The 20,488-nt window shown below is 42.4% G+C and carries 16 protein-coding genes; 14 read left to right on the forward strand and 2 right to left on the reverse strand.

From position 1 onward, the window contains the following. The first annotated feature begins 132 nt into the window (after positions 1–132). The 5 genes from IGI82_RS08335 to whiA all read left to right on the forward strand — a co-directional run bounded on the left by IGI82_RS08335 (position 133) and on the right by whiA (position 5,056). Positions 133–1,386 carry a carboxylate--amine ligase gene (locus IGI82_RS08335; protein WP_087627406.1) on the forward strand — a complete coding sequence of 418 codons (1,254 nt, stop codon included), beginning with the start codon at positions 133–135 and terminating at the stop codon, positions 1,384–1,386. A 3-nt stretch (positions 1,387–1,389) separates the two neighbouring features. Next, complete coding sequence (locus IGI82_RS08340; RefSeq protein ID WP_087627407.1) at positions 1,390–2,100, forward strand: amino acid racemase; 711 nt, start codon at positions 1,390–1,392, stop codon at positions 2,098–2,100. 113 nt (positions 2,101–2,213) lie between these two features. Then, a complete protein-coding gene (rapZ, locus tag IGI82_RS08345; RefSeq protein WP_005225952.1) occupies positions 2,214–3,104 on the forward strand; it encodes an RNase adapter RapZ in 891 nt (296 codons plus the stop codon). Continuing rightward, positions 3,101–4,102, forward strand: a complete 1,002-nt coding sequence (locus tag IGI82_RS08350; RefSeq protein WP_010748165.1) for a gluconeogenesis factor YvcK family protein — start codon at positions 3,101–3,103, stop codon at positions 4,100–4,102. Before rapZ ends, IGI82_RS08350 begins: the two co-directional genes overlap by 4 nt. Before the next feature lie 18 nt (positions 4,103–4,120). Beyond that, positions 4,121–5,056 (forward strand): DNA-binding protein WhiA, encoded by a 936-nt coding sequence (gene whiA, locus IGI82_RS08355; RefSeq protein ID WP_005225954.1) that lies wholly within the window; start codon positions 4,121–4,123, stop codon positions 5,054–5,056. Positions 5,057–5,143: 87 nt separating this feature from the next. Here the strand turns inward: whiA and IGI82_RS08360 are convergent, their stop codons facing one another. Beyond that, positions 5,144–5,659 (reverse strand): DsbA family protein, encoded by a 516-nt coding sequence (locus IGI82_RS08360; protein ID WP_087627408.1) that lies wholly within the window; start codon positions 5,657–5,659, stop codon positions 5,144–5,146. Positions 5,660–5,886: 227 nt separating this feature from the next. On the opposite strand from IGI82_RS08360, the gene nifJ reads away from it, so the two are divergent. From nifJ to glmM, 4 genes are all read left to right on the forward strand, one after another. After that, positions 5,887–9,570 (forward strand): pyruvate:ferredoxin (flavodoxin) oxidoreductase, encoded by a 3,684-nt coding sequence (nifJ, locus tag IGI82_RS08365; RefSeq protein ID WP_087627409.1) that lies wholly within the window; start codon positions 5,887–5,889, stop codon positions 9,568–9,570. A 268-nt stretch (positions 9,571–9,838) separates the two neighbouring features. Next, positions 9,839–10,720: a diadenylate cyclase CdaA gene (gene cdaA / locus IGI82_RS08370; RefSeq protein ID WP_005235688.1), complete on the forward strand. Its 882-nt coding sequence runs from the start codon at positions 9,839–9,841 to the stop codon at positions 10,718–10,720. Beyond that, the gene (locus IGI82_RS08375) at positions 10,717–11,808 is read left to right on the forward strand and encodes a CdaR family protein (protein ID WP_438842034.1); all 1,092 of its coding nucleotides are present in this window, start codon (positions 10,717–10,719) and stop codon (positions 11,806–11,808) included. Before cdaA ends, IGI82_RS08375 begins: the two co-directional genes overlap by 4 nt. 39 nt (positions 11,809–11,847) lie before the next feature. Next, positions 11,848–13,203, forward strand: a complete 1,356-nt coding sequence (gene glmM, locus IGI82_RS08380) for a phosphoglucosamine mutase (protein WP_438842035.1) — start codon at positions 11,848–11,850, stop codon at positions 13,201–13,203. Between the two features lie 291 nt (positions 13,204–13,494). Here glmM and glmS read toward each other — a convergent pair whose 3' ends face one another. Next, a complete protein-coding gene (gene glmS, locus IGI82_RS08385) occupies positions 13,495–15,306 on the reverse strand; it encodes a glutamine--fructose-6-phosphate transaminase (isomerizing) (RefSeq protein WP_438842036.1) in 1,812 nt (603 codons plus the stop codon). A 445-nt stretch (positions 15,307–15,751) separates the two neighbouring features. On the opposite strand from glmS, the gene IGI82_RS08390 reads away from it, so the two are divergent. From IGI82_RS08390 to tig, 5 genes are all read left to right on the forward strand, one after another. Further along, positions 15,752–16,042, forward strand: a complete 291-nt coding sequence (locus IGI82_RS08390; protein WP_005225961.1) for a hypothetical protein — start codon at positions 15,752–15,754, stop codon at positions 16,040–16,042. 31 nt (positions 16,043–16,073) lie between these two features. Next, positions 16,074–17,105 (forward strand): signal peptide peptidase SppA, encoded by a 1,032-nt coding sequence (gene sppA, locus IGI82_RS08395; protein WP_438842037.1) that lies wholly within the window; start codon positions 16,074–16,076, stop codon positions 17,103–17,105. A gap of 2 nt (positions 17,106–17,107) precedes the next feature. Beyond that, complete coding sequence (locus IGI82_RS08400) at positions 17,108–17,938, forward strand: RDD family protein (protein ID WP_438842038.1); 831 nt, start codon at positions 17,108–17,110, stop codon at positions 17,936–17,938. A gap of 37 nt (positions 17,939–17,975) precedes the next feature. Then, a complete protein-coding gene (locus IGI82_RS08405) occupies positions 17,976–18,923 on the forward strand; it encodes a hypothetical protein (RefSeq protein ID WP_015509612.1) in 948 nt (315 codons plus the stop codon). A 119-nt stretch (positions 18,924–19,042) separates the two neighbouring features. Next, positions 19,043–20,326, forward strand: a complete 1,284-nt coding sequence (gene tig / locus IGI82_RS08410) for a trigger factor (protein WP_005225965.1) — start codon at positions 19,043–19,045, stop codon at positions 20,324–20,326. The last annotated feature ends 162 nt before the right edge of the window (positions 20,327–20,488 follow it).

Genomic DNA, 20,488 nt, shown 5'->3' on the forward strand with positions numbered 1-20,488 from the left:
CGTTCAAAGTGGGAGAAAGCAATCAAAGATAGATACTTTGATTGCTTTTTTCTTTGTGGTATTATAATTCTATTGTAATTAAACGAAACGAGAGAGGTCGTTTTTCGTATTCAAAAGAGAGAGTGATTTTTGATGAGTCAGGAAAATTTTCTTCCCATATTATTAGGAAGCGATATGAATGTTTATGGTATGGCCAGAGCATTCCACGAAGCATATGGCATTCAATCAGTTGCTTATGCTGGTGCGGAACTTGCGCCAACCCGCTTTAGTAAAATTGTTACAATCAATCAAGTGGAAGGTTTTGACCATGATCCAGGATTCACTGAGACGTTGATCAAGTTAGGAAAAAATACTTACAACGATCCTGCCATGAAATATTTATTGATTCCCTGCGGCGATGGCTATGCAGAACTGTTAGCGAAGCATAAAGAAGAATTGAAGCCTTATTATACCTTTATTGCCAATGACTATTCCTTATTAAAACGGTTGATCAATAAAGTCAGTTTTTACGAAGTTTGCGAGGAATATGGCTTGCCTTATCCTAAGACCTTCATTTTAACACCTGAACTGTTGACGGAAGGAACGTTCAAAGGAGAGCTGCCTTTTGATTTTCCTGTGGCTTTGAAACCAGCAAATAGTGTCGCGTGGCTGTCAGTTGATTTTGAAGGGCGCAAAAAAGCCTTCATTATCGACAATCGAACAGAATTTGAAGAAATCGTTTCTCGCATTTATCAAGCGGGTTATCAATATGAAATGATCGTCCAAGATTTTATTCCTGGCGATGACAGCAACATGCGGGTCTTAAATGCCTATGTTGATGAGAATCACGAAGTTCGCGTGATGGGCTTAGGTCATCCTTTGTTAGAGGATCCAACGCCTGGAGCGGTTGGGAATTATGTCGTGATCATTCCAGATGAAAATGATCAAATCTATCAAATGATCCGTAAGTTTTTAAAAGAGATCGAATATGTTGGATTTGCCAATTTTGACTTGAAATATGATGCGCGAGACGGTCAATATAAATTATTTGAAATCAACTTGCGTCAAGGAAGAAGCAGTTTCTTTATTACCTTAAGCGGATTGAATCTGGCGAAGTTCATCACAGAGGATTTAGTCTTCGAAAAACCTTACACAGAAACGGTTTATGGCAAAGCTGACGCGCCTGAAGCGAAATTATGGCTAGGGGTACCAAAAAACATTTTCTTGACTTATGCAAAAGAAAATCCTGCGAAAGAACGCGCAAAAAAATTATTAGTAGAGAATCGCTGGGGAACGACTGTCTTTTACAAAGAAGACTTATCTCTAAAGCGTTGGATTCTATTAAAGAGAATGTTCCATCTGTACAACAAACGATTCAAAACGTATTTCCATACGAAAGAAGGCTAGAAGATGGAGAATTTTTTTAGTATTTTAGGCGGCATGGGAACGTTAGCGACGGAAAGTTTTGTCCGCATTTTAAACCGACGGACACAGACCCATAAAGACCAAGATTACTTGAACTATGTTTTATTCAATCATGCGACAGTCCCAGATCGGACGGCATATATTTTAGACAACACGTTAGAAAACCCTGTTCCATATTTAATGGACGACATCGAAAAACAAAATTTGTTAAACCCAAATTTTATTGTGTTGACTTGTAACACTGCCCATTATTTTTTTGATGAGCTGCAAGCTGCCACTGAGATCGAGATTTTGCATATGCCTCGTGAGGCTGCGAAAATCGTTTTTGAAAAAGGCGTCACTGGAAAAGTGGCCTTTCTTGGGACAGAAGGCAGTGTCAAAGCTGGCATCTATGAAAAAGAATTGCGGAAGTTCGGACTTGACGTCTATCTTCCAGAGCCGACGATCCAAAAAAAGGTCAATACATTGATCTATGATCGAATCAAAGAAAATGATCATTTGGATCAAGAACTTTACTTTGAGATACTGGAAGAAGTCACCGAACGTATCGGCTGTGAAAGCGTAGTGCTTGGATGTACCGAGTTGTCCTTGATGGATGAATTTGTGACTGATAATCCGTATCCAGTCGTCGATGCCCAATCGATTTTAGTTGATCGGACGATCGAAAAAGCATTGGCAAATCGCCAAGCAATCTAAAGCTGATAGCGACGTTAGCGGCATTTTTTGAGCTAACGTCTTTTTTTATGCCGGTGTTCCAATGATACGCCCGGCATGATATAATAGAGTTGTTTCAGAAAGGAGTTTTACCTATGACTGAAGTGGATCATTTAGAATTGGTCATTATTACTGGGATGAGCGGAGCCGGCAAAACGGTCGCGATCCAGAGTTTTGAAGATATGGGGTACTTTTGTATCGATAATATGCCCCCAAGCTTGATCCCTAAATTTTGGGAACTGATCAAAGAATCAGGAAAAGTGACAAAAATTGCCTTAGTTGTCGATCTGCGTTCAAGATCGTTTTTTGAAGAAATCCAAAGTATGCTGATCGATATTGAAAACACGAATTTTATCGACACACGGATGCTCTTTTTAGATGCATCGGACAATGAATTGGTGTCAAGATACAAAGAAACGAGAAGAGCACATCCATTAGCGATGGATGGCTTAGTTACGGAAGGCATTCGCAAAGAGCGAGCGATCTTAAACGATTTGAAGACGCGTGCCAGTATTGTTATCGACACAACGACGCTGACCCCACGGCAATTGAGAGAAAAAATCAATCAAGAATTTCGTGCTTCTCATGAGACAGGGTTTCGTATTGAAATACTTTCGTTTGGCTTCAAGTATGGCTTGCCGATCGATGCTGATATTGTGATGGATGTTCGTTTCTTACCGAATCCCCATTACATTCCAGAGTTGCGTCCTTTAACGGGTAAAGATGAACCCGTGTATGAGTACGTCATGTCTTTTCCAGAAACGGAAGAATTCTATCAGCAATTTAGTACACTGTTGCAAACGATCATGCCAGGCTATGTCAAGGAAGGCAAAAGCAGCTTGACGGTGGCTATCGGCTGTACTGGGGGCCAACACCGTTCAGTTGCATTATCTGAGCGCATCGGTGCGGTTTTGGCAGAAGACTATCGCGTCAATATTACTCATCGCGACAAAGATAAGCGTAAAGAGACGGTGAATCGTTCATGAAAATGAAAACGTACCGGATCAGAAAGCCGAAGATCGTTGTGGTAGGTGGCGGAACTGGGTTACCAGTCATCCTGAAGAGCTTGCGGAATCAGGGTGTCGACATCACAGCGATCGTTACGGTCGCTGATGATGGCGGTAGCAGCGGAGAGATTCGCAATTTGGTTTCCTCTATCTCGCCACCGGGGGATCTGCGCAATGTTTTGGCGGCTCTATCTGATATGCCGCAACTGTATAATGATATTTTTCAATACCGTTTTAAAGCCGAAGACAAATTTTTAGCCAATCATGCCCTGGGGAACTTGATAATTGCGGCGATTGCTGAAATGCGCAGCAGTACCTATGAAGCCATTCAAATTTTGTCAAAAATCATGCATATCGATGGACGAGTTTATCCTTCGTCAGATCTGCCATTGGTGTTGCACGCTGTTTTTAAAGACGGCACCGAAGCGGTAGGAGAGTCCAAGATCGCGGTTGATCGCAAAACGATCGATCGGGTCTTTGTTCGTAATCAAGAAAATAATGATGAGCCGAAAGCAGCTCGTAAAGTTGTTTCTTCAATTATGGAGGCAGATATGATCGTCTTGGGTCCTGGTAGTCTCTTTACTAGTATTTTGCCCAATCTCATGATTAGCGAGATCGGCCAAGCAATGTTGGAAACACAAGCTGAAACGGTTTATATTTGTAATATCATGACCCAAAAAGGTGAAACTGAACACTTTAGTGATGCCGACCATGTGCGGGTCCTGCATAAGCATTTAGGCAAACCCTTTATTGATACGGTGTTAGTCAACACCGAGAAAGTTCCAGAAGGGTATATGGACCCAGAGATTTATGATGAATATCTTGTACAAGTGAAACACGATTTCCAAGGACTGCGAGAAGAAGCCAGCCGTGTCATTTCAGCTGACTTTCTGGAGCTTAGAGATGGCGGAGTTTTTCATGACGGAGATAAAGTGATTGAAGAACTTCTACGTATCGTTTACGGGGCCAAAATCTAAGAAAGGAGGGATTTTTTTATGTCCTTTGCAGCAGAAGTAAAAAAAGAATTGACCGCATTAGAAGTTCATCGCGAACATGCCAAGGCAGAATTGGCCGCTTTGATTCGGATGAATGGGTCATTAAGTATCAACAACCAACAATTTGTTTTAAACGTTCAAACAGAAAACGCGGCGATCGCCAGACGCATCTATTCGTTACTAAAAGATCATTACGACGTGCGCAGCGAATTGCTGGTCCGTCGTAAAATGAAATTAAAAAAGAACAACGTTTACATCGTTCGTTTGAAGCAAGATACACAGCGCGTGCTTTTGGACTTAGATATCATGGACGGGCTGATGTTTCAAAGCCATGTTTCTGATGAGATCATGGGCAATACTCAAAAAATGCGTTCCTATTTACGAGGCGCTTTCATGGCATCTGGGTCCATCAACAATCCAGAAACCAGCCGCTATCATTTAGAGATCTATTCCATCTACGAGGAGCATAACCAAGATATTTGCGATATGCTAAACGCATATGGATTGAATGCCCGTGCATTAGAACGCAGAAATGGGTATATCTCTTACTTGAAAGGCGCTGAGAAAATCGCTGATTTTTTGACACTGATCGGTGCCACCAATTCCATGCTGAAATTCGAGGACGTGCGAATCGTGCGTGATATGCGTAACTCAGTCAACCGTTTGGTGAATTGCGAAACCGCCAATATGAACAAAACGATCGACGCTGCTTCGAAGCAGATCGACAATATCGAATTTATTCAAGATCGAGTTGGCTTGCAAGCTTTACCTGAAAAGCTGCAAGAAATCGCCGAATTACGTTTGGAACATCCCGAGGTCAGCTTGAAAGAGCTAGGAGAAATGATTCCATCAGGAGCGATCTCGAAATCAGGAATCAATCATCGCATTCGCAAAATCAATGAATTTGCGGATCATTTGCGTGAACAAGTCAGTTAATCTAAGTAGTGAATGAAATCAAAAAAGCAGGAGCTTGCATTTGACATGGATTTTAGTGTCAAATCAGCTCCTGTTTTTTGTTAGAGGTTATTCATTGATCAATGCAGTTAATTCCTCAGCAGAGATCGATTCATCAAAAATGTGCCCATCTAAGATAATCGTTGGCACAAATTGAATGTTGGCGTTTTTCGCTTCTTCCACAATTTCTCCTGCGATCGCAGGATGGTTTTGTTCAGATAGCCCTAAAGTATTTTTCGCATATTCTGCCACTTCAGGTAAAGATAAATGCCCCCATTCGTCTTGTGTTTGATAAATTTTTGTGATCTCAGCGATCGTTACCTGAGGATCTGTACTGGAAACAAAGCGGTGCATCACATTGCCTCGTTGCAATGATTCTTTTTCTTTGTCGAATAATTTGATGACACGGCGTAGTTTCCCAGCTGCGACAGCTTCACTTAAGATCGGTAACGATTCCTCAAACCATTGCCGACAATAAGGACAGCGCAAATTCATAAATTCGACGATCGGTTTAGCGGAAGGGTCTCCGATATGTATCCCTGTTACCGCATTTGTTTCCTGTGCTTTGATGATTGAAATATCCATTAAGATTCCTCCTTTTTCTTTTAGTTTACCGAAGTTTCTACTGAAAGAAAAGCCTCAGGTCTTTTGATTTAAGTCTGTGAAAAGAGGAGGAGAATGAGATAAATACTATGTATTTCGTTTCACGAAATTAAGAAAAATCCCCTGACTGTGCTTTTATATTCCTTAATTTTCAGCTATAATGAATTGTGTTTTATTGTGCAAAATGATGATTAAAGGAAGTTATATAGATGAGAAAAAGAAAAACAATGGATGGCAATACGGCAGCTGCCTATATTTCCTATGCCTTTACGGAACTTGCGGCGATCTATCCGATAACCCCTAGTTCAACCATGGCTGAATTAGTGGATCAGTGGTCTGCTCAAGGAAAGCATAATCTTTTTGGGCAGCCGGTGAAAGTGGTTGAAATGCAATCTGAAGCAGGGGCGGCCGGTGTGGTTCACGGCTCATTAAAAACGGGCGCCTTAACGACGACCTATACGGCATCCCAGGGACTTTTATTAATGGTACCAAATATGTACAAGATTGCTGGGGAAATGCTGCCAGGCGTCTTTCATGTCGCCAGCCGAGCAGTGACCACCAATGCTTTGAATATTTTTGGAGATCATACCGATGTAATGGCCACCCGACAAACAGGCTTTGCTATGTTAGCGGAAAGCAGTGTCCAAGAAGTAATGGATTTAGCGCCAGTCGCTCATTTAGCAGCTATCGAAGCCAATATCCCATTTTTAAATTTTTTTGATGGGTTTCGAACCAGTCATGAGATTCAAAAAATAGAGGTCTTAGATTATGAGGAATTGGCACAGTTGGTCAATCATGAAAAATTGACTGCCTTTCGACAAAAAGCCATGAACCCGAATCACCCGACGACGAGTGGAACGAATCAAAATCCTGATATCCATTTTCAACAGCGGGAAACGATCAATCAGCATTATCAAACATTGCCTGAGATCGTTCGTTTTTACATGAAAAAAATCAATGCTTTAAGAGGAACCAACTATGATTTAGTGGATTATTATGGTGCTTCGGACGCCGAAGAAGTCATCGTTTCGATGGGGTCCTCAACGCAAACGATCCAGCAGACGGTGGATCATTTATGCGCTTCAGGCCGCAAGGCGGGGGTCTTGTCGATCCATTTGTATCGACCATTCCCACTAGAAGTCTTCTTAGAAAAACTGCCTGCTACCGTTAAAAGTATCGCTGTATTGGATCGCAGCAAAGAACCTGGTGCCAATGGCGAGTCTTTGCTTTTGGATGTGCAAAGTGCCATGTATGATGCAGCGATTCGGCCGACGATCATTGGTGGACGCTATGGTCTTGGGTCAAAAGATGTGACACCTGATCAAATCGTTGCCGTTTATGACGAATTGCTCAAGCCAAAAGCGAGCCAAAAGAAACGCTTCACCATTGGGATCACGGATGATGTGACGCAAATGTCGTTGCCATCAAAGGGCACGCTAGATCTAACTGATCCATCCACCTTCCAAGCGAAATTCTGGGGATTCGGCTCTGACGGGACCGTCGGGGCAAATAAGTCAGCAATCAAAATCATCGGTGACCATACCGAAAAATATGTACAAGGCTATTTCCATTATGATTCGAAAAAATCTGGTGGTCTAACGGTTTCCCATCTGCGATTTGGGGATACCCCCATTCGTTCTACCTATCTGATCGAACACGCAGATTTCGTTGCATGTCATACGCCTGCGTATTTGCATACGTATGATTTGCTGAAAGGACTCAAAAAAGGCGGAACCTTTTTATTAAATACGACCTGGTCACAAGAGCAAATCTTAAAAAATCTACCAAAGAAAATGAAACGTTATCTTGCTGAAAACGAGATTCGCTTTTATACCATCAATGCCATGCAGTTGGCAATGGAAGTCGGCTTAGGTGGGCGGATCAATACCGCGATGGAAACAGCCTTCTTTTACTTGGCAAACATCATTCCGACCGAGGAAATCTTGCCGATTTTAAAAGAAGAGGCGCTGAAAAGTTATCGGCACAAATCGATGGCGATCGTTGAAAAGAACCAAGCAGCCATCGATCGCACCATCGAATTATTACAAGAAATCCCTGTTCCAAGCAAGTGGGCAACGATCGAAGTACCGAAGAGGACATCCACTGCTACAACACAATTTGTGCGGGAAATCGTGGAACCCATCAACCGTCAAGAAGGCAACCAACTAAGCGTGGGTACCCTCGTACGAAATCAAATGACTGAAGGGGTGATCCCTGTCGGGACAACAGCGGTTGAGAAGCGGGGCATCGCTGTTGAAGTGCCCGAGTGGCTATCAGATCGCTGTACCATGTGCAATGAGTGTGCTTTTGTCTGTCCTCATGCGGCGATCCGTCCGTTTTTGGCAGATGAAGATGAATTAACCGAAGCGCCTGAAGGCTTTATCGTCAGAGAGATGCGAGGCGCGAATGGGCAAAAATATCGAATTCAAGTTTCCGTTGAAGATTGTACAGGTTGCGGCCTTTGTGTGGAAGCATGTCCCGCCAAAGGGAAAGCTTTGACGATGCGTCCTTACGAAGAACAAAAAGAACAAGCTTTAAATTGGGCTTTTGCGATGACTTTACGTCAAAAAGAAAATCCAGCAAAACCAGGAACTGTTTTGGGCTCTCAATTCAATAAACCTTTGTTGGAGTTCTCTGGTGCTTGTGCGGGCTGTGGGGAAACCCCCTATGTGAAACTATTGACCCAAATGTTTGGTGATCGCATGATGATCGCCAATGCGACCGGCTGCTCTTCGATTTGGGGTGGAACCTCACCAGTATCTCCTTATACAACCAATCACTTAGGACAAGGGCCAGCTTGGTCAAACTCGTTGTTTGAAGACAATGCCGAATATGGCTATGGCATGTTCTTAGCCAACCAAACCCGACGGGAGAAATTAGCGGCCCAGCTGCAGTCGTTGAAAGCCAATGTATCAGAAGAATTGCAGGCTTTGATTGATGATTGGGACCTTCATCGAGAAGAAAGTGCTGGGACGCAACAGCGAGCAGCAAAATTGATCGCCGCCTTAGAAGCTGAAGCTGCCACAACACCTCAGCTGAACAAAATCTTGCAGGAGAAAGATTTGTTTGTTAAGCCAAGCCAATGGATGATAGGCGGTGACGGCTGGGCATATGATATTGGGTTTGGCGGTATCGATCATGTTCTCGCTTCTGGTGCAGACGTCAATATTCTCGTGTTAGATAATGAAGTCTATTCTAATACAGGGGGGCAAGTCTCTAAAGCGACACCGACTTCGGCCATTGCTAAATTCGCTGCGAGTGGCAAGTTTGTTTCCAAAAAAGATTTAGGAATGATGGCGATGACCTACGGACATGTCTATGTCGCACAAATCGCATCTGGTGCCAATCAAATGCAAACGATCAAAGCCTTTGAAGAAGCCGAGCGGTTCCCAGGACCGTCAATCATCATTGCCTATACGCCATGCATCACCCACGGTCTTGCAGGCGGAATGCGTCAATCCTTGAAAGAAGCACAAGAAGCAGTTGCATCGGGGTATTGGAGTCTCTACCGCTATAACCCGCTGTTGACAGAAAAAGGGAAACAGCCAATGACACTCGACTTCAAAAAGCCAGCATTTGATCAAATGCCTGCCTTTATGCAGACACAAGTTCGATTTGCATCCTTGCAGTCTGCCAATCCGAATGCGGCGCAAGCATTGTTTGAAAAAACCGTTTCAGATGCGAAAACTCGTTTCTACAACTATGCCCGCTTAGCAGGTCAAGAAGAAAAAATACGAGCAAAGCTTGAAAAAAAGGTAAGTACTGATGCAGAACAACCAACGGCAGTAAAAACGGAGCGTGTACGAAGAGAAAAACGGCCGTTAAGCGAAGAACAGCTCGCTGAAAGAGCAGCACGGCGTGCAGCGCGCGCAAAGCGCCGTCAGCAAGAGTAATCGCTCGCTGAGGAATGACCCTGAAAAACGGTTTGACCCGTTTTTCAGGGTCATTTGTTGTTTTTCCTAAGAAATGAGTGCAAGAAGCTCGTTTAGATGAAATCTTCTAAGACCTTTGACAAACAATGATTTCAGGATAATGGTAAACTAAGTAAAAGAGCTGTTTATTTTTTCAAAACTTTTTCATAAATTTGTTTTTTTTCAAATCTTTGAAGAGGTCCTATGTTATACTATTATCTGAAGTCTTAAGAATAAAGGAAGGCTGTTTATGTTGATAAATTTCAGGGATTTTTTTAATTTAGATTATTGGAGAGAATTGCTCTCATTTGATATATTTTCTTGGTCATTTTTAGTAAATGTTTTAGATGTGATCGTTGTTTGGTACTTGGTTTATAAGCTGATCCAGCTTGTGCGAGGAACAAAAGCGATCCAGTTGTTTAAAGGCGTCGGCCTATTCATTGTTCTAAGGTTTTTGGCAGGTATCGTAGGATTAAAGACGCTATCTTGGTTGATGGATCAAGTCATCACATATGGGGTGATCGCCGCGATTGTTATTTTCCAACCAGAAATTCGACGAGGGCTGGAGCATCTTGGCCGTAGCTCTTTCTTCAAGACTTCTAAGAATGAAAAACGACGGGATGAAGTGTTGGTCCAAGCGTTGGACAAAGCTGTTCAATATATGGCAAAACGAAAAATTGGTGCATTGATCACGATCGAACGGACGACGGGGTTAGAAGAATATATTGAAACGGGGATTCCTTTAGATGCGGACGTGACGGGCGAATTACTGATCAATATTTTTATTCCCAATACACCGCTACACGATGGTGCAGTCATCTTAAGAGATGATAAGATCGCTGTTGCTAGTGCCTACTTACCACTGTCAGAAAGTCCGTTGATTCCCAAAGAATTTGGGACGCGCCATCGAGCGGCTGTCGGGATTTCAGAAGTTAGTGATGCGTTGACCATTATCGTCTCAGAGGAGACGGGAGACGTCAGTATTACCCTGAATAATCGGATGCTTACTGAGCTTTCGCGACAAGAGTATCTCGACGTGTTGAATCGCGAATTAGTGCCAGAAGAAAAGCCTGGTAAACGCAACTTGCTGCAATCTTTCTTTGAAGGGGTTAACAAAGGAGGAAGAAAATGATCAAGAAAGAACGTCGTCAAAACGTATTTTATGGTATACTAGCGCTGTTCTTTAGTCTGGTTCTGTTTTTCATCGCCAGCGGATCAAGCCTGCAAGTCAACCTTGCAGGAACTTCAAATCCTTATGAGGAAGAGATCGATAATGTACCGATTCAGACCACCTATGACACAGATGAATACTTTATCCAAGGATTTGAAACAACAGTAGACGTGACTTTGTCTAGTCGAAATCGGGTGCAATTGAATGCTGAACGTAGCGAGGAAACGCGGAGCTTTCGAGTAGTGGCTGATTTGACTGGACTTGATGAAGGAACCCATGAGGTCCCTTTAGAAGTGAAAAATCTTAGCTCAAGTGTGACAGCCGAAATCGAACCCAAAACCGTCACTGTGACGATCGAGAAAAAAGTCACCCAAACGTTTACCGTTGAGCCAGTCATCTCGACTGATGGAGCAACGGGTGGTTACGGCGTTGATTCAATGAGTGTTGAACCGCAAGAAGTAGAGATCACTACTGGCGACAAGACACTGGCAGAAATCGACCGAGTGGTAGCGATCGTGAATCCAGATGATATTACTGGCGATTCGATCACGGTGGATGGAACGATCGAGGCTTGGGATAGTGAAAACAATCCTTTAGCGATCATTCCTGAGCCAGATTCGGTCGATGTGGCATTGATGATGGAAGCACCAAGCAAAGAAATTGAATTGTTTGTCACTCAACAGGGGACAACACCAGATGGGATCTCTCATTACATCTACCGGATGAGTAGTATCAGTGCGGTGCTAACAGGACCACAAAGTATTTTGGATGAGACCCAGCAGATCGGTGTCCCAGTGGATGTTAGTGAGATCACAACCACGACCGAACGGACAGTAACGATTCCAGTACCAGAGGGAACAACGATCAATCCAACAGTAGTGACGATCCAAATCACTCCGGTTGCAGAAACAACTACTGAGAATCAATCAAACAATGATGGCGATGAAGCAACGAACAGTGCGGATTCTCAAGCCAATTCTTCGACAGTCGACACGACGCAAGAACAAACAGAGAATTCCGCAAGCAGCACGACGACAAGTAGTTCTTAGTCGTTTGACTGTAGAGAATGAATAAGAGAGGTTATTAAAATGGGAAAATATTTTGGTACTGATGGTGTTAGAGGAGAAGCAAACAAGGAGTTGACACCTGAATTAGCATTTAAATTAGGTCGTTATGGCGGCTATGTATTAAGTCAGCATGAAACTGGTGACCGCCGTCCCCGTGTTTTGGTGGGACGGGACACACGGATTTCTGGACAGATGCTAGAAAATGCATTGATCGCTGGACTATTATCTGTCGGGATCGAGGTATTCCAATTGGGTGTTATTTCTACACCGGGTGTTGCGTACTTGACGAAAGTGCAAAAAGCGAGTGCAGGTGTAATGATCTCTGCCTCTCACAATCCTGCACAAGACAATGGCATCAAGTTTTTCGGGAATGATGGCTTTAAATTAGTCGATGAACAAGAAACTGAAATTGAAGCATTACTTGATGCACCGGAAGATACACTTCCACGTCCTTCTGCCGATGGCTTAGGAACAGTGGATGAGTTTCCAGAAGGGTTGTTGAAATACTCTCAATTTCTACGTCAAACGATTCCTGATGATTTGGAAGGAATCACGGTGTGTGTTGATGCAGCAAATGGCGCAACAGGAACAAGTGTCAATCGTTTGTTTGCCGATCTAGAAACAGAATTCTTCACAATGGGGACGTCTCCAGACGGGTTGAACATTAATGATGGTGTGGGATCGACTCACCCTGAAGCGTTAGCTGAATTTGTCGTTGAAAAAGGGGCGGATGCTGGTCTTGCGTTTGATGGAGATGGTGATCGGGTCATCGCAGTAGATGAACTAGGAAACATCGTTGATGGCGATAAAATCATGTATATCTGTGCGAAATATTTAGCGGAGCAAAAGCGCTTGAACCAAGGAACGATCGTGACAACAGTCATGAGCAATTTAGGGTTCCATAAAGCAGTGGAAGCAATTGGACTGAAAGATGTCATCACACAAGTCGGTGACCGCTATGTCGTCGAAGAAATGCGTAAAAACGATTATAATTTTGGTGGCGAGCAATCAGGTCACATGATTTTCTTGGATTTCAATACGACAGGTGACGGTTTGCTATCAGGAATTCAACTATTGAATATCATGAAACAAACGGGCAAGAAACTGTCGGAATTAGCAGGAGAGGTAACAATCTATCCACAAAAACTTGTCAACATTCGAGTGACAGATAAAAATGGCGCGATGGATGTTCCAGCTATCCGTAAAATCGTGGAAGAGACAGAAGCAGAAATGAACGGCGAAGGCCGTATTTTGGTTCGTCCTTCAGGAACAGAACCATTGCTTCGGGTGATGGCAGAAGCGCCAACCATTGAAAAAGTCGATTACTATGTTGAAAAAATCGCAGCGGTCGTTCGAGAGGAAATCGGTGCGGAATAAATGAAGAAGTAAGACGATCAAAGACATCCTTTGGTCGTCTTTTTTGTCTACTTACCAGCAAGAAGCCAACTTGCGAATTAGAGAAACTTGTCAACGATTTTGTCGGCAACGCTTAACAGAGGAGACGCAGTGGGCAAGCCTTGCGAAGGATAGTTGTTTTTAAAAGTCTTTTCGGATTTGTTGTGCAGTAGACAAGAAAAAAAGAACCCCTATGAACGATCGATTCATCGAACGAGGAGTTCTTTTTATTATACAGAAAATAACCAATTCGGTTTCAATCTTTAAAAAAACTTATTCAACGGTAACGGATTTTGCTAAGTTTCTTGGTTTATCAACGTCGAATCCGCGCTGTAAAGTGGCAAAGTAAGCCAGCAGCTGTGTTGGAACGACTGCCACTAAGCTTGTTACCAATGGGTGAACGTTTGGTAAAATGATTTGATCAGTCGCTTTTGCTAATTCTTGGCTAACGATCACAAGGGTATGAGCCCCACGAGATTCGACTTCTTTCAAATTGCCTCGCGTATGAGAGCCGGTCACTTCTTCCGTGATCACACCGATCACTGGTGTACCTTCTTCGATCAACGCGATGGTGCCGTGTTTTAATTCACCAGCCGCAAAGCCTTCCGCTTGGATATAAGAAATTTCTTTTAATTTCAATGCCGCTTCCATCGATACATAGTAATCATTTCCACGTCCAATGTAAAACGCATTACGGGTTTCGGAAAGGAAATCCTCAGCAAATTGACTGATAACAGCTTTTTCATCCACTAAAGCCTCCATTGCAGAAGCAACGATGCTTAGTTCATGGAAAACATCAAAGTCCAATGCTTCAGGAACAGCTTTTTCATCACCAATGGCTTTTGCTAATAACGTCATCACTGCGATCTGTGCAGTATACGCCTTTGTAGAGGCAACAGCGATTTCTGGACCAGCATGAAGCAATAAGGTATGGTTCGCTTCTCGAGAAAGAGTAGAACCAGCAACGTTGGTAATCGTCAGACTAGGAAGACCTAACTGGTTGATCGTCACTAATACTTGACGGCTATCTGCCGTTTCACCACTTTGTGATAAGAACAAGAAGAAGGGGTTTGCTGACAACAATGGCATGTTGTACCCAAACTCACTAGATAAATGAACCTCAACAGGAATCTGTGTTAGTTTTTCTAAAATGGCTTTTGCTGCCCAGCCAGCATGATTGCTGGTACCACAAGCAATAATGTAGATCCGATCGCTAGCTAAAAGTTCGTTTTTTAACGCTGGATCGATCACTACTTCACCAGATTCTCCTTGATATTCTTGAATCAAGCGGCGCATCACAGTTGGTTGATCATCGATTTCTTTTAACATGTAGTAAGGGTATGTTCCTTTTTCGATGTCAGTCAGATCTAGTTGTGCTTCATAAGACTCACGGTACACAAGGTTTCCTTTTGGATCTTCGATTTCGATCGCATCGGCTGTTACGGTCACCATTTCGCCATCTTCGATCTCAACAAAATGAGTCGTTTGATCGAGCATTGCTAAGGCATCGCTGCAAATGACATTAAATCCATCTCCCAAACCGATCAATAAGGGACTTTTATTTTTAGCAACATAAATGGTTTCTGGATCTTTTTTTTCTACTAAAGCAAAGGCATAAGAGCCGCGAATCAAGGACAAAGCTTTTTTAAAGGCCGCTTTGGTCGTGCTGTTGTCTTGCGCTTTCAACACTTCAATCAAATGAACAACGATTTCGGTATCTGTTTGACCTTCAAACTGGTGGTTGCTTAAATATTCTTGATGAAGCTCTTCAAAGTTTTCGATCACACCATTATGAACCAAAACGAGTGCTTGGTTTGCCGAAGTGTGAGGATGAGCATTCATTTCTGATGGCTTGCCATGGGTCGCCCAACGGGTATGTCCGATACCGATCGTTCCTGTTACTTCAGAAGTCACTTTTTCTTCCAAGTTTTTGATTCTTCCTTGGGCTTTAATTAAGTGATCCGAAGTCCGATCAGCGACATAAAGACCTGCTGAGTCATAGCCGCGATACTCTAAGCGTTCCAATCCGTTCAAAATAATTCGTTCTGCATTTGATTTTCCTACGATTCCTACAATTCCACACATAATGATAATCCTACTTTCAAAAAATTTAGTTTGGCATTATGTATTTCTATCTGCGTAGCAAGTCTTTGTCATCACCTTACGATGAGATTTGTTCTTGCCTGTAGAGTGCAGTCCCTAGAGTCATCCGCCGAATGTTTCGATAAACTCTTTCCTCGTCATCTGTTTCCAGATCAGGCGCTATCCTTATTGGTCTATCTATCCTCCTTGTGAGATATTTTATAGAAATACAAGCAATATCATAATATTTATTCCTGTTTCTGTCAACTCAAAGTTATATAAAAATAATTGGTATAGTTATTGGTAAGGTTGATTTGAACCTATTTAAAGGAAATCAAAACAGCTGACATAGCTTTGTCGAATAAGATTCCCAAGAAATTTCCTCATAAAGCTATGCTTTTTTTTTTAAGTTCGCTACAATAAAAAAGTAAGAAAGTGAGGGAATGAAATGCCAGAATTTGTAAATTGTATGACTTTTTCAGAGCTAAAGAAAATGGTAGCTGCGATAGAAAAAGATCCTAATGTCACAGATGAAACAAAGGTCATGTTGGATACGGGCTGGGACAGCTTGCAAGAAATTTTGCCTGGATCAGTCACCGTGGAAACCGCGCAAACATTCGAAGTCCAGGATGAACTGACAAAGGAATTTTTTGGTGGCTACGTCTTAGCTGAAAAAAGCGAGAAATTTGATGCGGTTGGAGACGAAGAAGCAGTGATCGTCATCAAAAATCTATACTAAAAATGGGAAAGGTGAAAAGTTAGGTGGGAAAATGAATAAAAGAAGATGGATCGCAGCGGCGATCGCAGCAGGGTTATTTATCTGCTCGGGGGTTTTTTCAGTAATCACAAATCGTCCAGAGCAAGAGGAAACTCAGACGCTACAAGGGTTAAATGCTTTGTTCTATGGAAGTAATGCGATCGAAGAGACAACGTTAGTTGTCGGAGATCAAGACAATCGTATTGTTCGCTTATCTTTAGAAGGAACCATCGCCAGCAGCTCCAGTGGTGGCTTATTCACAACAGAATCTTATGATCATCAGCGATTTTTAGAAGAACTACGGATGATCCAAGAAGATCCAACTATTGGGGGCATCTTGATGGAAGTCAATACGCCAGGAGGCGGCGTCTATGAAAGTGCGGAGATCGCTCGTGAGTTAGCAAAAATCAAAGAGTTAGGGATTCCAATGTATGTCAGTATGAAAAACATGGCAGCCAGTGGCGGTTATTATATCTCGGCAGGTGCTGATAAAATTTTTGCAACGGATGAAACCATTACTGGTTCAATCGGGGTGATCATGTCAGGGCTAAACTATGCTGGCTTATTCGAAAAGCTAGGGATCGAAGACAATACGTATAAAAGTGGCGCACTAAAAGATGTAGGTTCATCAACGAGAGAACCCACAGAAGCCGACAAGGAAGTCTTGCAGACCTATGTCGACAATGCCTATGGTCGGTTCGTAAAAATCGTAGCAGAAGGACGTGGCATGACAGAAGAAGCCGTTAGAAAGATCGCTGATGGCCGTATCTATGATGGGCAGCAAGCAGTGTCTGTTGGTTTAGTGGATGAAATCGGTTTTCCTGAAGATACATTAGCAGCAATGCAAGCAGATCTAGGCTTGGAAGATGCCGAGATTTTCAGCTATGATGTTTCCTCTACTGGATTTGCTTCTACTTGGTTAGGTTCAAGTTTAGCCGAACTACAAGGATTAAAAGAATCAAACACAGAGCGAGTGATCCAATTGATGGAAAGCCTTGGAACCAGCGATGCTCCGAAACCTCTTTATTACTATGGAGGTGAATGACTATGACAGAGAAAAACAAGTATTCCGCTGACACATCGTCAACAGATGACAATCACACAAGTACGTCAATCGATCAAAGGGAACAGCGGGAAACCTCGACACCGTCAACCGGTCATACGGATGTGCAAACTGAAGCGCAGGTTTCAGAAACAACCGAACCAGTAAGTGCCAACAAAGCGATGAGGAACACACAAGTAAATCATCCCGATGATTTTTACCAACAAGTCTTGACGTCTTTTAGGGAAGAAGAGTATACCCAAAGCGAGATCGAGGAAAAACAACAAGCCTGGCAACGGTATGAGGAACCTGAAAAACAGGCAGAAGACAAACGGTTCTTCAATGATTTTCCTAGCTACTTTTTTGCTGGGTTTTGGATTCGTTTCTTTGCTTATCTCGTTGATGTGTTGGTGATCCGAGCGATTACCCAAATAACGATCGGTAGTATCTACAATCTAGCGAATTTAACGGCAACCAATCAGCGGTTTGGCCTTTACAACATCTGTGCCTTAGCAATCTATCTAGGCTATTTTGTTCTAATGACAAAGCTAAATCATGGTCAAACGATTGGAAAAATGCTTTTTGGCATTCGAGTGGTTTCTTTTGTAGAGGAAGAACTCAGCTGGCAAACTGTGTTGATTCGCGAGCTTTGCGGACGCTACGTATTACAATTCAATCTTTTCTTTTATCTTGGTTATTTACCGATCTCCTTTAATAAAAATAAGCAGCAGGCTGCGGATTATTTTGCAGAAACCAGTGTGGTGACCATTAATCTGATCAAAGCTTTCAATAAACAAGTGGATGCCAATCACGTAATGATTGGCGCACAAAACTAACTAGCAGATCAAGCAAGTAGTAAAGGAGGGATCGAGAATGGGTGAGACGATTGATTTCCCAGGACCAAATGAACGGCTTCGGCTGGCGGCAGAAAAAGCCTACCAGTCAAAGGAGTTTTTGCAAGCTTTTCGCCTGTACAATGAGCTCTATCAAAAAAATGCCAGTTTTGAGATCAATCAATGGCTTGTTGAATGTCTGCAGCAGTTGAATGATTTTGCCAAAGCGTTAGATCTGGCGGAAGACTATTTGGATGACTATTTAAAAGAAACCGACGGGTATTTACAAATTGGTCATCTGCTGATCTTGGATGGTCAGTATTTAAAAGCTCGGCGCTGGCTTACATTAGGTAAAAAAACAAAAATTGCAAGCCGCTATCAGGAACAGTTAGCAAGTGAATTAGCAAAGGTAGAAGAAGTTCAGCAAATTTTAGGATTGGAAGATTTTCATGGGAAACGCAAGCATTTACGTGCATTAGATGAAGCCAATCAACCGGTGAGTGCAACAGAATGGCACGTTTTTACCCAAGCCATTACCAAACCACAATTTGTCACGCTGATGCATGAAACGTTAGCTTCCATCAAAAATCCATATTTACTGCCCAAATTAGTGGATGAGCTCGTGCGTCTTGAAGTGGACGAACCTTTTGAACTGATCGATTACCTTGGGAATATGCAGCAAATCGTTCCGAAAGAGTTAAAACTTTTGCAAGAAGATGCCGCTGTTAAAGCGATCCAGAAAGAGATTGACGAAACGATCGCCCAAGAAGATCCGATTTTAGCAGAAAGCGTCTCAGCAGAGATCAATGATCATTTAGCCATCAGCTACCCATTTTTACCTGCAAAAGAGGAGGCAAAAGCATGGGTGGCAAGCTACATTGAAGATTATCGTGGGTTATTTGAAGAAAAAGAACAGCCAAAAGCAGTGAATGAAATAGAAGAACGCAAACGACACCTACGCAATATCCTACGATTGAGCATTCGCTGAAAGAAAAATTCGCAACTTTCATGGTAAAATGTTTACAATTAAACAACGTTAGTGTACTATTTAAAGGTATGCATGAAGCTATTTCATATGTAAATCAATTAATATTCGGAGGGAAATAAATGACTGCAAAATGGGAAAAAACAGGCACCAATGATGGTGTTTTGACATTTACGATCGCTCAAGCAGAAATCCAAAAAGGCTTGACGACTGCATTCAATAAAGTGAAAGGCAATCTTAACGTACCTGGCTTCCGTAAAGGGAAAGTTTCACGCCAAGTATTTAACCGTATGTACGGCGAAGAAGCGTTGTATGAAGATGCATTGAACGCTGTTCTTCCAGAAGCTTATGAAGCTGCTGTAAAAGAAGCAGGGATCGATCCTGTTGCGCAACCAAAAATCGACGTTGACAGCATGGAAAAAGGCCAAGATTGGGTTATCAAAGCAGAAGTTACTGTAAAACCTGAAGTAAAACTTGGTGATTACAAAGAATTAACAGTTGAAAAACAAGATCGTGAAGTCACAGAAGAAGACGTGGATGCACGCATCAAACGTGAACAAGAAGCACAAGCTGAATTAGTTATCAAAGAAGACGAAGCAGCTGAAAATGGCGACACAGTCGTTATCGACTTTGAAGGCTTCTTAGGGGAAGAAACATTTGAAGGCGGCAAAGGTGAAAATTACTCACTTGAACTTGGCTCAAACTCATTCATCCCTGGTTTTGAAGAACAATTAGTAGGAACAAAAGCTGGGGATAGCAAAGACGTTACCGTTACTTTCCCAGAAGATTATCAAGCAGAAGATTTAGCTGGTAAAGAAGCAGTCTTCAAAGTAACTGTTCACGAAGTAAAAGCAAAAGAACTTCCTGAATTAGATGATGAATTCGCAAAAGACGTTGATGACAGCGTTGAATCATTAGCTGAATTAAAAGAAAAATACCGTGCTGAATTGACTGAAACAAAAGAAAAAGCAGCTGAAGATGCAAAAGATGAAGCTGCGATCCGTCAAGCAGTTGAAAACGCAGAAATCGTTGAATTACCACATTCAATGGTTCATGATGAAGTACACCGTTCAATGGATGAATTCTTGAACAACATGCAACGTCAAGGAATCTCACCAGAAATGTATTATCAATTAACTGGTTCAACTGAAGCAGATCTGCACACACAATTTGAAGGTGAAGCAGAAACCCGCGTGAAAACAAACCTTGTTATTGAAGCAATCGCTAAAGCAGAAGGTTTGGAAGCAACAGAAGAAGATATCGAAAACGAAATCAAAGAACTTTCTGAAGCTTACAACATGCCAGTGGATCAAATCAAACGCGTCTTAACAGAAGACATGTTGAAACATGATATCACGATGAAGAAAGCAGTTGAACTTGTCACAGGTACTGCAAAAGAAGCGTAAGCAAAATGCTTAAAAACGGCGAACATCTAGCGGTGTTTGCCGTTTTTTCTTGGGAGTAAGAGGAGCTAGTTTAACAATTACTAACAAATGATAAGAAAACGTTAGGCAACGTAAAAAGAACTTTTTCTTTCAAAAAAGTTATGATATGATTGTTTAAGACTG

It is taken from the genome of Enterococcus sp. AZ067 (assembly GCF_051715005.1).
GTDB lineage: Bacteria > Bacillota > Bacilli > Lactobacillales > Enterococcaceae > Enterococcus_D > Enterococcus_D casseliflavus.

Excerpts from the sequence above, each read along its gene's own strand:
- IGI82_RS08335 (WP_087627406.1), top strand. The coding sequence starts at position 133 with ATGAGTCAGGAAAATTTTCTTCCCATATTATTAGGAAGCGATATGAAT.
- IGI82_RS08340 (WP_087627407.1), top strand. The coding sequence starts at position 1,390 with ATGGAGAATTTTTTTAGTATTTTAGGCGGCATGGGAACGTTAGCGACG.
- rapZ (WP_005225952.1), top strand. The coding sequence starts at position 2,214 with ATGACTGAAGTGGATCATTTAGAATTGGTCATTATTACTGGGATGAGC.
- IGI82_RS08350 (WP_010748165.1), top strand. The coding sequence starts at position 3,101 with ATGAAAATGAAAACGTACCGGATCAGAAAGCCGAAGATCGTTGTGGTA.
- whiA (WP_005225954.1), top strand. The coding sequence starts at position 4,121 with ATGTCCTTTGCAGCAGAAGTAAAAAAAGAATTGACCGCATTAGAAGTT.
- IGI82_RS08360 (WP_087627408.1), bottom strand. The coding sequence starts at position 5,659 with ATGGATATTTCAATCATCAAAGCACAGGAAACAAATGCGGTAACAGGG.
- nifJ (WP_087627409.1), top strand. The coding sequence starts at position 5,887 with ATGAGAAAAAGAAAAACAATGGATGGCAATACGGCAGCTGCCTATATT.
- cdaA (WP_005235688.1), top strand. The coding sequence starts at position 9,839 with ATGTTGATAAATTTCAGGGATTTTTTTAATTTAGATTATTGGAGAGAA.
- IGI82_RS08375 (WP_438842034.1), top strand. The coding sequence starts at position 10,717 with ATGATCAAGAAAGAACGTCGTCAAAACGTATTTTATGGTATACTAGCG.
- glmM (WP_438842035.1), top strand. The coding sequence starts at position 11,848 with ATGGGAAAATATTTTGGTACTGATGGTGTTAGAGGAGAAGCAAACAAG.
- glmS (WP_438842036.1), bottom strand. The coding sequence starts at position 15,306 with ATGTGTGGAATTGTAGGAATCGTAGGAAAATCAAATGCAGAACGAATT.
- IGI82_RS08390 (WP_005225961.1), top strand. The coding sequence starts at position 15,752 with ATGCCAGAATTTGTAAATTGTATGACTTTTTCAGAGCTAAAGAAAATG.
- sppA (WP_438842037.1), top strand. The coding sequence starts at position 16,074 with ATGAATAAAAGAAGATGGATCGCAGCGGCGATCGCAGCAGGGTTATTT.
- IGI82_RS08400 (WP_438842038.1), top strand. The coding sequence starts at position 17,108 with ATGACAGAGAAAAACAAGTATTCCGCTGACACATCGTCAACAGATGAC.
- IGI82_RS08405 (WP_015509612.1), top strand. The coding sequence starts at position 17,976 with ATGGGTGAGACGATTGATTTCCCAGGACCAAATGAACGGCTTCGGCTG.
- tig (WP_005225965.1), top strand. The coding sequence starts at position 19,043 with ATGACTGCAAAATGGGAAAAAACAGGCACCAATGATGGTGTTTTGACA.